At 69.2% G+C, this 12942-nt stretch carries 10 protein-coding genes; 4 read left to right on the top strand and 6 right to left on the bottom strand.

Annotation, left to right across the window (positions count from 1 at the left end):
* Positions 1-41 precede the first annotated feature (41 nt).
* The 4 genes from ACIGXW_RS05755 to ACIGXW_RS05740 are packed head-to-tail and all read right to left on the bottom strand — an operon-like array spanning position 42 to position 5102.
* On the bottom strand, positions 42-1295 hold the full coding sequence (locus tag ACIGXW_RS05755; protein ID WP_399570168.1) for a hypothetical protein: 1254 nt from the start codon (positions 1293-1295) through the stop codon (positions 42-44).
* Between the two features lie 19 nt (positions 1296-1314).
* Complete coding sequence (locus ACIGXW_RS05750; RefSeq protein WP_399570166.1) at positions 1315-2307, bottom strand: TauD/TfdA family dioxygenase; 993 nt, start codon at positions 2305-2307, stop codon at positions 1315-1317.
* Positions 2308-2345: 38 nt separating this feature from the next.
* Positions 2346-3800: a hypothetical protein gene (locus ACIGXW_RS05745; RefSeq protein ID WP_399570164.1), complete on the bottom strand. Its 1455-nt coding sequence runs from the start codon at positions 3798-3800 to the stop codon at positions 2346-2348.
* 6 nt (positions 3801-3806) lie between these two features.
* Entirely contained in the window at positions 3807-5102 is a 1296-nt protein-coding gene (locus ACIGXW_RS05740; protein ID WP_399570162.1) for a radical SAM protein, read from the bottom strand.
* 445 nt (positions 5103-5547) lie between these two features.
* On the opposite strand from ACIGXW_RS05740, the gene ACIGXW_RS05735 reads away from it, so the two are divergent.
* Complete coding sequence (locus ACIGXW_RS05735; RefSeq protein WP_399570160.1) at positions 5548-6420, top strand: TauD/TfdA family dioxygenase; 873 nt, start codon at positions 5548-5550, stop codon at positions 6418-6420.
* A gap of 235 nt (positions 6421-6655) precedes the next feature.
* Here ACIGXW_RS05735 and ACIGXW_RS05730 read toward each other — a convergent pair whose 3' ends face one another.
* Entirely contained in the window at positions 6656-7318 is a 663-nt protein-coding gene (locus tag ACIGXW_RS05730; RefSeq protein ID WP_071967192.1) for a MerR family transcriptional regulator, read from the bottom strand.
* Positions 7319-7450: 132 nt separating this feature from the next.
* Between ACIGXW_RS05730 and ACIGXW_RS05725 the strand changes: the two genes are divergently transcribed.
* The 3 genes from ACIGXW_RS05725 (at position 7451) to ACIGXW_RS05715 (ending at position 11768) form a co-directional block, all read left to right on the top strand.
* The gene (locus ACIGXW_RS05725; RefSeq protein ID WP_399570157.1) at positions 7451-8773 is read left to right on the top strand and encodes a YhgE/Pip domain-containing protein; all 1323 of its coding nucleotides are present in this window, start codon (positions 7451-7453) and stop codon (positions 8771-8773) included.
* A gap of 306 nt (positions 8774-9079) precedes the next feature.
* Positions 9080-11044 (top strand): SpoIIE family protein phosphatase, encoded by a 1965-nt coding sequence (locus ACIGXW_RS05720; RefSeq protein ID WP_399570154.1) that lies wholly within the window; start codon positions 9080-9082, stop codon positions 11042-11044.
* A gap of 319 nt (positions 11045-11363) precedes the next feature.
* Positions 11364-11768: a VOC family protein gene (locus tag ACIGXW_RS05715; RefSeq protein WP_399570151.1), complete on the top strand. Its 405-nt coding sequence runs from the start codon at positions 11364-11366 to the stop codon at positions 11766-11768.
* Positions 11769-12337: 569 nt separating this feature from the next.
* Here ACIGXW_RS05715 and ACIGXW_RS05710 read toward each other — a convergent pair.
* Positions 12338-12796: a hypothetical protein gene (locus ACIGXW_RS05710; protein ID WP_399570149.1), complete on the bottom strand. Its 459-nt coding sequence runs from the start codon at positions 12794-12796 to the stop codon at positions 12338-12340.
* Positions 12797-12942 lie beyond the last annotated feature (146 nt).

The raw sequence follows: 12942 nt of genomic DNA, 5'->3' as shown, positions 1-12942 counted from the left end.
GCAATGGCCGATCTTGGTACTGCCCTCGGCCATCAGCATGCTCAGGGTGTGCCGAAGAGGTGATGGAGCCGGATAGTGCAGTTGGACGACGGGCTGATGCCGATGACTGTGATCGTTTCGGCCTTGCCGAGGCAGACCGAGCGTCGGAAGCAATAACCCTCGGCCGGTACCCGGTCCATCAGGCGACCGTCGAGGTAGACGAACAGGACCGGCCCCGCACCGTCCTCAGGCGGCTCTTCATCACACCCGGCCCGAACGACACCGTCGACCAGTGCCGAGGTGCATCCCGGCGGCACCTGCCAGGACAGGCTGAAGGGCATCGCGATCTCCATAGCCGCGCCGTCCGGAGCCGATTCCGCCCCATCGCCAGGGAGCCACGTCCGTCGCCACAGCCCGTGTACGACCGTGAGACCTCCCGAGCCGACAGGTAGCCGCATCGAACCCCATGGCGTCCGGCTGATGTCGGCGTCCGGCGGAAACAGGCTGTCCGACTGGGCAAGGAGGAACTTCTTGGCCCGCCGCCCGCCGAAGTGCGCCACACACCCGAACACGCCCGGGTCCTTCAGCGCACCGCTGATGTAGTTCCACTCGTGGCCCAGGGACAGCGATCGCTCCCACAGCGGTCCGCGCTGGCCCAGCAGCGAGCTCACCACCCCCATGTCGTCACTCGGCACCGTGTCCAGCCGACCCGCCTCGGCAGCCTTCACCGCAAATCGCCACAAAAGATTATAGAACCCACCATCGTCGGCGGGGTTGCTGAAGATCAGACCGGCCTGCAGAAGCGGACCCCCCACTCCCGGGGCACCGAGCATGGTGGCCAGCGGCGTCGACGACACACTGCCGAGCGCGGAGTAGTAGTCCATGGTCGATTCGTCCACCACCGTCGCGATGCGTCCCCGAGCCAGCGGCCCCTCCAGCGCACTCAGATCCATGGGACGCAGGAACAGCAGGTCGGCGTCGGCGTGAACGTCGTATCCCGGCCACGGCGGCAGGCTGCTCAGCAGCTCGGGGGAATGACGCCAGTAGAAGAGGTGGCCGGCGGTTCCCTTGCCGACGGCGCGTGAGACCGGATCGTCGCCGGGGCGCAGGTGCACGATCGCGACGTTCCCGGCCGGGCCGAAGTGCTCGGCCGCCAGCATCGGCTCGTCATTGGCGTCCACCACGACCACGTCGGCGCTGGGATGGCAGCAGAGCAGCGAGCGCACGGCCAGTGCCACCAGATCATTGCTCTGCCGACCCCGCGCGACGAATCGGAACCGGAACCGGGCCGAGGCATCGTGCATGTGCGTGTACATGTCCGCTTGCCCGGCTCTCTCAGGAGAGGGCCAGCGCCCGGCCGCCGCCCTGCCGGCGCCGCAGCGAACGCTGGAGGTCGAAGGTGAGGGTGAGCTTGCGCAGCCACCGGTCCGTACCGTCGTAGCGAGGCCGGAACGGCTCGCGGCCGTGCACGGCGCGATAGTTGTCGATCAGCATCAGGTCACCCGGCCGCAGCCGGACCCGCACGAGTGCTCGTTCGAGTTGTCGGCACAGCCGGGCGAACGCCCGCTCGGCCATCTCGTCCCCCGGCGCGGTGGTGGTGTACGTCGGGTCGACCCGCAAGTACGGCTGCGACCGCGAGTCACCGAAGACCACGGGCCGCCACACCGGCGGGAGGTCACCGGCTGCGCCCGCCTTCAGATGTTCCGGGTCGGGCCGGATGGCGAACCGCGGTCGGTAGAGCGGCTCGTACTCCTCCGTTCCGACGTCGATCCGGCTGGTGGTCGCGACCGTCGTGGCCGTCCGTTCCCGGTTGCGCAGGCACATCAGCGCCAGCATGTCGCATCGGTCGTCGTCGAAGGCGTCCTCGACGTGGAAGGCAAGGTCGTTCACGCTGCTGTGACCGGTCTGTGCGCGCTCCTGGCCCTCGATCGGCAGCACATCGTTGAAGAGCCTGCCGTCCTGCAGGGTCTGCCAGCAGACCGGATCACCGACCTGTACCGCCACGAGCGCCAGCCAGAGATCGTGGACGGCTGTGGCGGTGCGTCCGCGTAACCGCCAGTGCGGCGGTGTCGCGCCGATGTCCTCGGCCGGGCGGGGCCGGCGTACCACCGTGACCGGGCAGCCCTGGCGGGACCGCGCACCGGCCAGCGCGTCGCTCAGCCGGGCGGGAAGGGTGTCCCGGCATCCGGCGAGCGTCGTCAGCAGGCCGAGATCTTCCGTCGAGCCGTACTCCGTGGCGAGCCCGCGGATGACGTCGTCCGCGGGGCGCACCTCGTTCGCCGTGAGCACGATCTCTTGGAGGCCGGGCGCCGGTGCGGATCGAGGCATATACGTTGTCCCTCCAGTCCCTCCAGTCCCACCTACCATCACGAATCGCCCGGACTACGGCGGCGCGGCAGGGTCCTGTCCTCGGTACTCGCCGCCAGGTCGGCCAGCAGCTCTGCCCATGGGTCGGTCGGGAACCGGCGATCGACGATCTCGCGGTTCCGGCGCAGGAGGTCGGCCATCCGCGGGTCCCCGGAGCGGTTGGCGTGCAGGGCCGCCACCAGCTCGGCGCCCGCGCTCCTCATGCCGGTCCGGCTCGGGTCCACCGGGATGACGGAGAAGTCCGGCCCGTACACCGGTGCGAAGGCGGTGTACGTCGTGGTCGCGCACGGCAGCCCGGCGACGGCGGCGAGCGCGGGTCCCAGCCCGACCGTCTCGACGTCCTCGGTGTTCGGCGTGAAGACGACCCCGCCGCCGGTCGCCGCCGCGATCCGGAGAAGATCGATCTCGTCCAGCTGCCAGGAGCCGGCGGCGTCCTGGACGCTGCACAGCGGCACGCCGTCCAGGAACCGTACGTCGGGAAGCAGGTCGAGGCGCCGCGCCGTACTCAGTACCTCATCCGCGTACCCGGGGTCCTCGGCCAGGCTGCCGAATACGAGCAGGTACGGGGCGGGGTGGCCGCGGTCGACGCCGGCCGACCGGGTCGCGGCGAGCAGCTCGAGTGCGAGCTCCACTCCCTTGACCCGGAAGACCCGTACCGGGTTGAGGAGGACCGGCCGTGCGGGGTCGAGGTCCTGGTCGCGGAGGAACCGCTCGTGCCTCGGTTCCAGCGGTCCCGTCGGCACGCGGGGCAGGATGTTCGGCACCACCCGCGGTCGCTCCGGCACGGGGTAGGCCGCTGTCTCTTCGGCGAGCGCCTCGGACACCACCGCCCAGCACACGCCCGCCCGGATCTCCGGGAGCGGGGTGAACGCGTTGGGGCGGTCGGGATACATGCGGGTGCCGTCGTCATCGTGCACCGCGCAGCTGGCGAACAGATCGTGGTCCCAGAAGAGCACCCCGCCGGACCCGGTCTCGCGGTGGCGCTCGCGCGTCGCGGAGTGCAAGCCCTTCGTGACGGGCACCGCGTCCGACAGCGTCATGTTGACCGCGATGATCCAGTCGACTCGGGTCCGGCGCATCCATTCCAGGAAGTAGTCGTGGTACTGAGCGGCGACCTGGTCGATGCGCTGGTGCAGCCGGCTGCGCTCGGCCGGGCCCAGTTCCGCGGCGCACGCCACCGACGTCCGGATGCCGGTCCATTCGGCTGCCGCCCGGGCGGCGTCCCCGAGGTCGGGCGCGGCAAGTTCTGTCGGCTCCAGGAGAGCGGACGGTGCCGTGCTCTTCGGCCCGTACGGGAAGAAGGCGGGCTTGTCGGGGCGCCATGAGTAGCCGAGCTCTGCCGGTACCGGCGCGTCCAGTAGCCGCATCTCGACGCCGAGGTCCACCACGTTGCGGAAGATGGTCAACAGCCCGCTGGCCGGTACACCGTCCCCGCACACAAGTCCTACGCGCATCCGGTGTCACCCGCCCAGCTGGGTGTTGATGATGGCTTCCACCAGCGTGGTGCCCGCCTCGGTGAGGGCGACGCTGCCGGCCTTCCGGTCGATCCGTGCGAGCCCGCGGTCGGCGAGCGAGCCGAACACCTCGCCCCATCTGCCCGACAGCAGTGAGCTGTCCGGGAAACGGGATCGGTGGACCTCTTCGAGCAGGGGGCGGCAGGTGGACAGCGCCATCTGCACGGCGCGCGTCTCGCAGTGCTCCGGACTGACGGAGGTGACGTTCTCCAGCGGGATCTCGTCGTTGGCGACACGGTCCAGGTACTGCGCCGGAGCCGCCACCACGTTGGCTTCGGCCCGCTCGCACCAGCTGTAGGCACCCAGGCCGATGCCCACCTGCGGGACCTGCTTGTCCTGGTCGAGGTTGAGGGAGCGCCATACTTGCGGCCCCATGTCCCGCCGTACGAAGTAGGTGGTGGGGTGCTCGTAGTAGCCGGCAGCGGCCAGCCGGTCGACGCCTGCCTCCCGCATCTGCAGCTGCTGTCCCACCGACGGCCATCGGTATCCGCGCTGTGCCAGTCGCTCGCGCACGCGCGGGTCCTCCCACACCGCCGCGGACACGTTTCCGATCGCCGAGTCCACGTCGTGGAAGGACCGCAGGTGGAGCTTGGTCGCGACGACGGTGCTGAACTCGGCCTCGACCATGCTGTCGACGTCCCTGAGGAAACCGGCGACCGTCTGGCCGGGCAGACCCCAGACGAGGTCCGCGTCGACCCGGGTGAAACCCAGCTGTTTGGCCATCGCACGGACCTGCAGCGCCTGCTCCCCGGTATGCCGACGGTTGGCGACCTCCAGCAGCCGGTCGTCCAGCGTCTGGATGCCATAGGTGAGGGCGGTGAAACCCATTTTGTGCATCGTCTCGAGGACGTCGTGGGTGAGGGAGTCCGGGCTTCCTTCGGCCCGCAGGGAGGTTCGCTCGTCGATGACGAACGTCTCCCGGTAGAAGGTCACCAGCCGCTCGATCTCCTCGGCGGGCAGGACGCTCGGGGTGCCGCCGAACAGGCAGAACTCGCCGACCGGCGTGGTGCGCAGCGCCGGGACCGCCTGCACCCAGGCCCGCGCTTCTTGGATGTTCGCGTCCACCCATCGGTGTGCCGTGGCTGCGGCCGACTCCGGCTTGCTGCTCGTCACGAGTATCGGGAACTGGCAGAAGTGACACCGGTATCGGCAGAGCGGGATCTCTGCCCACAGGTGGAAGGAAGGCGCCTTGCGCAGCTCACGGTCCAATTCGTGAAAGAAATGCTGCGGGCTGCTGCTCATATCCCCTGTAAATACATGCGTGAACGCTTCAGCCTGCACGTAACCGAGCAGTTCGTCGTTGCGCTGATCCGACAGAAACGACGAAATCCGCGGTCTTGGATGTGCGGGATCAATCTCGGAGAGGCTGCGCAGAGCCTGTTCGCGATCATACGAGTCGACTTTACTGGGCACCATGTGTCTCCGTAGCGATTATGTCCGACAAGATGCGGGACGATCTTCGGCGGCGCACGATCACCAGAACGGATATATGCAGGCATCAGTAATGCGATGACCACATTCGGTTGAAGTTAACGGAGGCTTTCGTGTGCGGTCAACAGCCAGATGTGTTCCTGGCTTGAAAGCATGGCGCCAAGCATGCCGCCAAGCGTGGCGCCTCGGAGTTGACAGAGAGGAAAGCACAAAACCTGCTTCAATGGCTGGTATGTGGTCGCCACCTCGACTCGCCATGACCGACTCGACCGCCGGGGCACTGGCCCGCTTCAGCTCGGCGTGGCAGCCCGAAGAGCTGAGGACCGGACCGGCACAGCAAGCAGCGCTCCGCCGCGCCCATGACGAAGTTCCCGAACTGCGCGACCTGCTGGACACGGCGGTCGCGGCGGCGCGCTCGGAGCTCGCGGTGATCATCGAGAACTTCCCCATCGACGACGCCGCGTTGGCGATCGCCGCCGGCGCGTTCGGCACGGTCGATGCGAGCTACAACGGTCCGAATCCCGACACGCTCGTGCACGATGTCGTCGACAGCGCGGCCCGGCCCTACCGGGACCCGGACCCGTTCCACAGCGACTCCCCCATGCTGCCGCACCCGCATGCCTACCTCGGCCTGCTGTGCGTCCGCCCGAGCCCGAACGGTGACGGGCAAACCGTCCTGGTGCGCGCCGCGGACATCGCCACCGAACTCGCCGGGCAGAACCTTCTTCAGCCGCTGCGGGATCCCTGCTATCCGTTCGCCGTCCCACAAGGTCCCGGAGCGGAGAGGTCGGAGGTCATCACCCATCCGATCATCGCCATGTCGGAAGAGGGCACCACTGTGCGGTACTGCCCGGTGCGGGTCGCCGCAGGCGTGCAGCTCGCTGGCCACGCCCTGGACTCCGAGCACCTCGACGCACTCCACACCTTCGAACGCACGCTGCAGCGGCCAGACCTGACCGCAGTCTTCATGCTGCGTGCGGGAGACCTCCTGCTGCTCGACAACCGGCGGCTCCTCCACGGCCGCACCGATGTCCGGCCGGACGGTGCCAGCCGCCACCTGAAGCGCGTCAAGGTGCACGCCTTCGACTCGCCGGGCGCCGCCGCACCGGACAATGGGCGCGAACCGTAGGCGTAGCAGGATCGCTCCGTCTCGCGCCCACTCGAGCTGTTGTCAGACGGGCGGAGCCTTCCCCGTGTGGATAGGGCGGTCGGCCTCCGGGGAGATCGCCTGTGTGGATGTGGAGGTGGGCTACCTGCCGGAGCTTGTGGTGCTCTGAGCGGACAATGCGTCGCCGGTCAGGCCGATCAGGCCGATCAGGGCCTGGAGCGCGCCCGTCCCATAGACGGGACGTCATCCACGCTGATCATTCGGCGTCAGGCGTGTCGAGTGTGCCCCGGCGACGGACCTGATCCTCCTGGGCGAGCCGGCGCAGCAGTTCGAGCATGGGGCCGGAGAGAGCGAGGACGATGACCGCCTGTGCGGGCAGGGCGGGCGAGTCGTCGAAGCTGGCCGCGCGTTCGAGATCCAAGCGGGCGATGGAATGGGCCAGTTCCGCGTAGGCGACGAGCCTTTCCGGCCGATAGTCCGCGTCGAGCCGTCTGAGCTCCCTCAGCGCCGTCGTCAGCCCCCGGAAGTGGGGGGAGGTACTGGGGACCTGCCAGTCCATGGCCGCGATCAGGCCTGCCACATCCTCTTCCGCCGCCGATTCGGCGGCCGCGTCCCGGTCGGCGTCTCCGGCCGAAGCCGACGTGACGGGTACGGGCAGGGCGTAGCTGATCGCCTCGAGGGTCTTGTCGGTGCTCTCGGCCTGGTCGACCGCTGCCAGGACGTCGCGGGTGGCGGCGATAGAGAGGCCGCCCAGGGTGGTGAGCGCCTTGATCAGCCGCAGGCGCTGGACGTGCTCCTCCCCGTACTCCGCCAGCGTCGCGGCCGTCGCCCGGCCGGCGGGCAGCAGGCCTTCCCGCCGGAAGTACTTGATGCTGGCGACCGGCACGCCGGTACTGCGGCTGAGCTCCGAGATCTTCATTGCAGCGTCCTCGCTGGTGGTACGGCCGGGCGTCCGCCTGTGACGACTGGACACCCTAAGAAGATACTGCCACTATCTAGTACCTGGATACCTGAAGTATCTAGCTACTCTATGTAATCATCCGGAGCAGTCATGCCTTCCCCTCAGCCCCCTTCCGCGCTCCGCAGCCCGCGGCTGTGGATCGGCTCGGGCCTCATCCTCGCGGTGGTCTCCACCTTGTTCGCCCTGCTCTATGTGGGTGGCAACGTCGACCCCAAGGGCAACCTGCGCGACCTGCCCGTCGCCCTGGTCAACAGCGACCGCGGCGTCGACGCGGGCGGCAAGCACACCAACCTCGGCGACCAGGTCGTCTCGGGCATCAAGAAGAACGCCGCGAACAACCACAGCTTCGACTGGCAGGTCCTCAGCCGGAAGGAAGCCGACAAGCGGCTGGGCCAGGGCAAGCTCTTCGGCGCGCTCGTCGTGCCGGAGAACTTCACCGCTTCGGTGACGGGGCTGACCAACCCGCAGCAGAAGCAGGCCACCCGGCCGACCCTGACGGTGCTGACCAACCAGTCGGCTGGCAGCATCGGCTCCTCCATGGCCAGCCAGGCCGCGCAGAAGGCCGCCCACGGCGCCTCCGCCCAGATAGGCAAGGACCTCCTCAACCGCGCCGCCGCTCAGAAGGCCCCGCTCGCACCGGCCGCCAAGCTGATGCTCGCCGACCCCGCGGCCGTGGAGGTCGCCGACGGCCACCCGGTCGGCTCGCACAGCGCCATGGGCATGAGTGCCTTCTACTACGCGCTGGTCCTGATCGTCTGCGGCATGCTCGGCGCCAACGCGATCAACTCGCAGGTCGACACCGCCCTCGGCTACGTGCACGCCGACTTCGGGCCCTTCCGCCAGCGCATGCCCGTCCAGCACACGAGCCGGGTACGTACGCTGGCCATCGGCTCCGTCCTGATGCTCGCCCTCTCCGTCGTCATGGGTTCGCTCGTCGAGTTCGCCACCGTCGGCATCCTCGACATGGACGCCTCCCACCTCGGTCTGCTGTGGCTCTACTCCGTGGGCACCATCGCGGTCGTCGGCATGAGCGCCCTGGCACTGCTCTCCGTCTTCGGCATCCCCGGCATGCTGCTCTCGGCCATCATCTTCGTCGCCATGGCCGTCCCGTCCTCCGGAGGGACCGTGCCGCTGCAGGCGCTGCCCGACTTCTTCCGCGCGCTCTCCGAATTCGAGCCGCTGCGTCAGATCACCGATGGCACGCGCGCCATCCTCTACTACGACGCCCAGGCCGACGCCGGCCTCGCCCGCGCCTGGGCCTCCATGGGCATCGCCCTGGTCGTCTCCGTCCTCTTCGGCTTCGGCGTCACCCGCTTCTACGACCGCAAGGGCATGCACCGCATCCCCCGTCCGACCGACACCGCCGAGGCCGCTGAGGCTGCCGAGGCCGCACCGGCACCTGCGACGGCCTGAAGGGCGTAGGCGTAGGCACAACGGGGCGGCGAGGCCCGCGACAGCTGGGGCTCGCCGCCCGTCTGCCGATCTGAGAGGCGCTGTTCAGGAATCCGCGACCGGGCTCCTGAACAGCGCCTCTCGTGCGTGCCGAGGCCATCGGCCAGTCCGAGGCGCTGGCGTGCCGGCCGCCTCCAACGGCCTGCCCCGGCTCGCGCTGTCGCGCCGGGATGGCCAGATCCAAGGTCAACGGGCCGACAGCCCCGACCCGGGGATGCCCGTGTCCTTCCGGGTGCTGAGCCCGTTCACAACGGCAGAATGCTGTCGATGGCCGAACCCCCGCCTGCCGGTCGCACCGGTCTTGCCACCCTTCTCATCGACCCCGATGGGCGGGTGCAACAGTGGAGCACGGGGGCACAGGATCTCACCGGCTACTCGGAGCCGGAAATCATCGGTCAGGACGCCGCCCTGCTAGCCGACGGGGCGACGCTGCGGGGGAACGCGCTGGTGCGGGCACTGCTGCGCACCGCCGGCCAACTGCGTACCGACTGGCTGCGCCGACGCGAGGGCACTTGCCGCAGCGTCGCCTGGTACCCGGTCGCGGTTCCTCTGGCGGACGGCCAGGGTGTGCTTGCCGTGGCGGCACTGGAGGCGCAGCCGCCCGGCGGGTGTGACCCGGCTGCCGTGGAGCGGCTTGTGCACGCCACCCCTGTGGGCCTGGCTGTGGTCGACACCGAGCTGCGCTTCCGGTTCATCAACGGCACCTGCGCTCGGCTCAATGGCAAGTCCGTCGAGGACCATCTGGGCCGCCGTGTGGCGGACGTCCTCACCTTGCCCGACCCGGAGGCGTACGAGGAGGTGCTGCGCCGCGTCGTGGACCACGCTGAGACCGTTGAGAACCTGCGCGTCTCCGCCCTCCGGCCGGACGGGGAGCCTATGGCCGTCATCGGTACCCTGTTCCCCCTCCGGGACTCCGACGGCACGATCACGGGTGCTGGGGGCTTCGTCCACGAACTGCGGGACTCTCCCGGTGAGCTGCTGGACCTGGCCCGCAGCCGGCGCCGGCTCGACCTGCTCAGCCGGGTCAGCGCCCGGATCGCCCGGCAGCTGGACCCGCGCAGGGTCGTCGGCCAGCTGACTGCGGCGTGCGTCCCGGAATTCGCCGGCTCGGTCGCTGTCGACCTGCTGCAGAGTTCCCTCAAACCGGCCACTGCCGACACCGAGGAACGGGGCGCGAAGAAGCGGCATGCCCCGTCAACCGCCCCCCGCGTCCACTCCCTGGCTCCCACACCAGCCGCACGTGATCCGCTTCTGGAGGAGGAACTGCCGCCCGCACGCCCGGCCGTCCCGGCGGTCGCGGATTGCGTTCGTTTGATGAAGCCCGTCGTGTTCGAGGGCGACGAGGCCACCTCGGCGCGGTGCGGCGTCGTGGTACCGCTGATCACGACCGGTGAGGTCCTCGGGGCCGTCACCTTCTTCAGTCACGGGGCTCCCTTCACCGACGAGGACGTTCTGCTGGTCCAGGAGGTCGCCGCCCGCACCGCCACCGCGATCGGCAATGCCCTGCTGTACCGGCGCGAACGGCTGGCTGCCCTTGCCCTCCAGCGCCACCTGTTGCCGGCGCAACTGCCGTCCGTGCCCTGGTGCGAGCTGGCCCATCGTTACCGTCCCGCCGAGGACGACACCCTGGCCGGAGGCGACTGGTACGACGCGGTCCTGCTCCCCGGCGGCCGGATCGGCCTGAGCATGGGGGACGTGATGGGCCACGGCGTCCAGGCCGCCGCCGCGATGGGCCGCTACCGATCCAGTGCCCACGCGCTACTGGCCACCGGTCTGCCGCCCGGCCACCTGCTCACCCGCCTCGACCAACTCTCCGACGGCGGCCCCGGTGACCTCGGCGCGACCTGCGCCTGCGTGGTCTACGACGGTGTCACCGGCCGCTGCCGACTCGCCCTGGCCGGACACCCGCCACCCCTGGCGATCCGGCCGGACGGAACAGCCGGCCCCCTGCACGCCGAACCGGGACCGCCCCTGGGCATGGGCCTGCACCAGGCGCACCACCACACCGAGCACAGCCTCCCGCCCGGCAGCCTGCTGGTGTTCTACACCGACGGCGTAATCGAGGACCCTGCCGGCACCCTCGACCTGGATCAGGCCATCGACGTGCTGGGCCGCGCCGTCCGCGACCCACGCGCGCCCTTGGACGAGGTGTGCGACGCCCTCATGGCGACCCGCCCGGCTGCTTCCACAGACGACGCCGCACTCCTGGTCGCCCGCCTGGGCCGCCTTTGACACCTTCCTCCGAGGTGAGCTGGGGTTGGCTTCCCCGCCCACGCCGCACGCATCCTGGCCTCGGCGCCGACCGCGACCGCCGCCCTGTTCACCGCGCAGCCGTCCGTTTCGTGGCGGTGCTCTGCGGGGCCGGTTCGGGGGCCCGCCTGGCAGGGGGGCCTGTGCGGTCGGTTGCTCGTCATCGGCGGGCTACTGGGGGTCGGACCTCGACGCCGAGAGCGGTGTTGCTTAGGATCACCGGCACGGCATCGCGTGTCGGTCACCGGCTGGGTGAGGCATGGAGGTGCCCGTGAGATTGCCTTGCGGAGGCATTCCACACATGTCAGTCGAGTTGAATCACACCATCATCCATGCCCGGGACAACCGGGAGTCGGCCGAGTTCCTGGCGCACGTCCTGGGGCTTGAGGTCGGGGCCGAATGGGGCCCGTTCATTCCCGTGGCTACCAGCAACGGGGTCACCCTCGACTTCGCCGCCATCCCGGCGGAGTCGATCGTCATGCAGCACTATGCGTTCCTCGTCTCCGATGAGGAGTTCGATGCGGCGTTCGCGCGTATCCAGCGGGCCGGCATCACGTACTACGCCGATCCGCATCTGAAGCAGCCCGGAGAGATCAACCACCACCACGGTGGACGCGGACTGTACTTCATGGATCCGGCCGGGCACGGCATGGAGATCATCACACGGCCCTACGACAGCCACGAGCGGACGCCAACGGCTTCGTAAGTCAGTGGCAGGCCAGGGAGTGCCCTGGCCTGCCACTCCGTGGCGCAGTTCAACTGCCATGAGTTCCTTGCGGATTCCAGCCTGCTAGTGACCAGGCGGCGGCCGTTGGAATGCCGAGGTTGTTGAGCTGGCCGCGGCCAGCTACTGTCCCGCTCGCGTGTACACGGCCGAGGAAGCGGCGTACGTGACCCCACCCACTGCGCCCAGACATGCGAACGGGCCACCGAGTTCACCACGAGCCAGCTCATAGAAGAAACCACACGCGAGTGCGAGAGCCAGCACGTTGCCAGTCGTCGCAGACGCACGCAGGTTGATCACGTGGCGGCGTTCGTCCTCCTCATACCGGGGTCGTCGCGCAGGAACTGTGGCTGTGGTCGCCGTCCGGAGCGGTCACCCCGGGGTGCGTTCGGGCGTTGCTCGGGCGGCCCGTCATTGGACCGCAGCCACGCCGTCGCCACGGTGAGCGCGTCGGCGTCGGATGGCTTGGGTTCGTCCGGGGCGATGGGACGTTGCCGTAGAGGCGGCCGGTTCGGATCGCGTACGGCCGCGAAGCCTTCCTTTATGTACCGTCACTCGGCCTCGTCGGTCCCCGGAGCGCCCGAGGCCTCCGCCCCGTACCAGGGCCGGAGCTGCAGGTACCTCTCCTTCATGACTGGCCCGAGATGCGCCTCGATCCCGTACCCGGCTTCCCTCTCATAGGGGAGGTCGTAAAGGAAGGACGTCACAATGACCTCGATCGCCCCAGGCACGCGACGGCGCGTCTGCTCCTCCAGGAAGGCGAGGACCCGACGCCAGTCAGGACCGTCCGGGTCCCCCTCCCCCAGGTACGAGCGGACGGTGTCCTGCACGACGTCCCAGAAGAACAGGTGCGAGAGCACCCCGTGCTCGTTGAAGACATGGCATTCGTATGCGTCCTCGAACCCGGGCACCTGAGCCACCAGGTCCTCCACGAGCCGCACACCGGCAGCAGCCTTCTCGTCCGCCACGCCCGCCTCGGACTTCTCTCGCGTCTCGTCGTCGGCCGTCACGTGCCAGGACGCTACCTCAGCGCGGCGGCACCACCCGGCGACCTCTGCCCGCTCCGACTGCGCGGGGAGTAGGCCCGCCTGAGAGCCGCTCGCAGGAGGAGTCATGGAGGCCTCCTCCGGACGCCTGCGTCATGGGCTGGCTAATG

It is taken from the genome of Streptomyces sp. NPDC053079, from assembly GCF_044546695.1.
In the GTDB taxonomy this organism is placed as follows: Bacteria; Actinomycetota; Actinomycetes; order Streptomycetales; family Streptomycetaceae; genus Streptomyces.
This window is presented reverse-complemented; position numbering and strand designations above follow the sequence as displayed.

Excerpts from the sequence above, each read along its gene's own strand:
- ACIGXW_RS05755 (WP_399570168.1), bottom strand. The coding sequence starts at position 1,295 with ATGTACACGCACATGCACGATGCCTCGGCCCGGTTCCGGTTCCGATTC.
- ACIGXW_RS05750 (WP_399570166.1), bottom strand. The coding sequence starts at position 2,307 with ATGCCTCGATCCGCACCGGCGCCCGGCCTCCAAGAGATCGTGCTCACG.
- ACIGXW_RS05745 (WP_399570164.1), bottom strand. The coding sequence starts at position 3,800 with ATGCGCGTAGGACTTGTGTGCGGGGACGGTGTACCGGCCAGCGGGCTG.
- ACIGXW_RS05740 (WP_399570162.1), bottom strand. The coding sequence starts at position 5,102 with ATGAGCAGCAGCCCGCAGCATTTCTTTCACGAATTGGACCGTGAGCTG.
- ACIGXW_RS05735 (WP_399570160.1), top strand. The coding sequence starts at position 5,548 with ATGACCGACTCGACCGCCGGGGCACTGGCCCGCTTCAGCTCGGCGTGG.
- ACIGXW_RS05730 (WP_071967192.1), bottom strand. The coding sequence starts at position 7,318 with ATGAAGATCTCGGAGCTCAGCCGCAGTACCGGCGTGCCGGTCGCCAGC.
- ACIGXW_RS05725 (WP_399570157.1), top strand. The coding sequence starts at position 7,451 with ATGCCTTCCCCTCAGCCCCCTTCCGCGCTCCGCAGCCCGCGGCTGTGG.
- ACIGXW_RS05720 (WP_399570154.1), top strand. The coding sequence starts at position 9,080 with ATGGCCGAACCCCCGCCTGCCGGTCGCACCGGTCTTGCCACCCTTCTC.
- ACIGXW_RS05715 (WP_399570151.1), top strand. The coding sequence starts at position 11,364 with ATGTCAGTCGAGTTGAATCACACCATCATCCATGCCCGGGACAACCGG.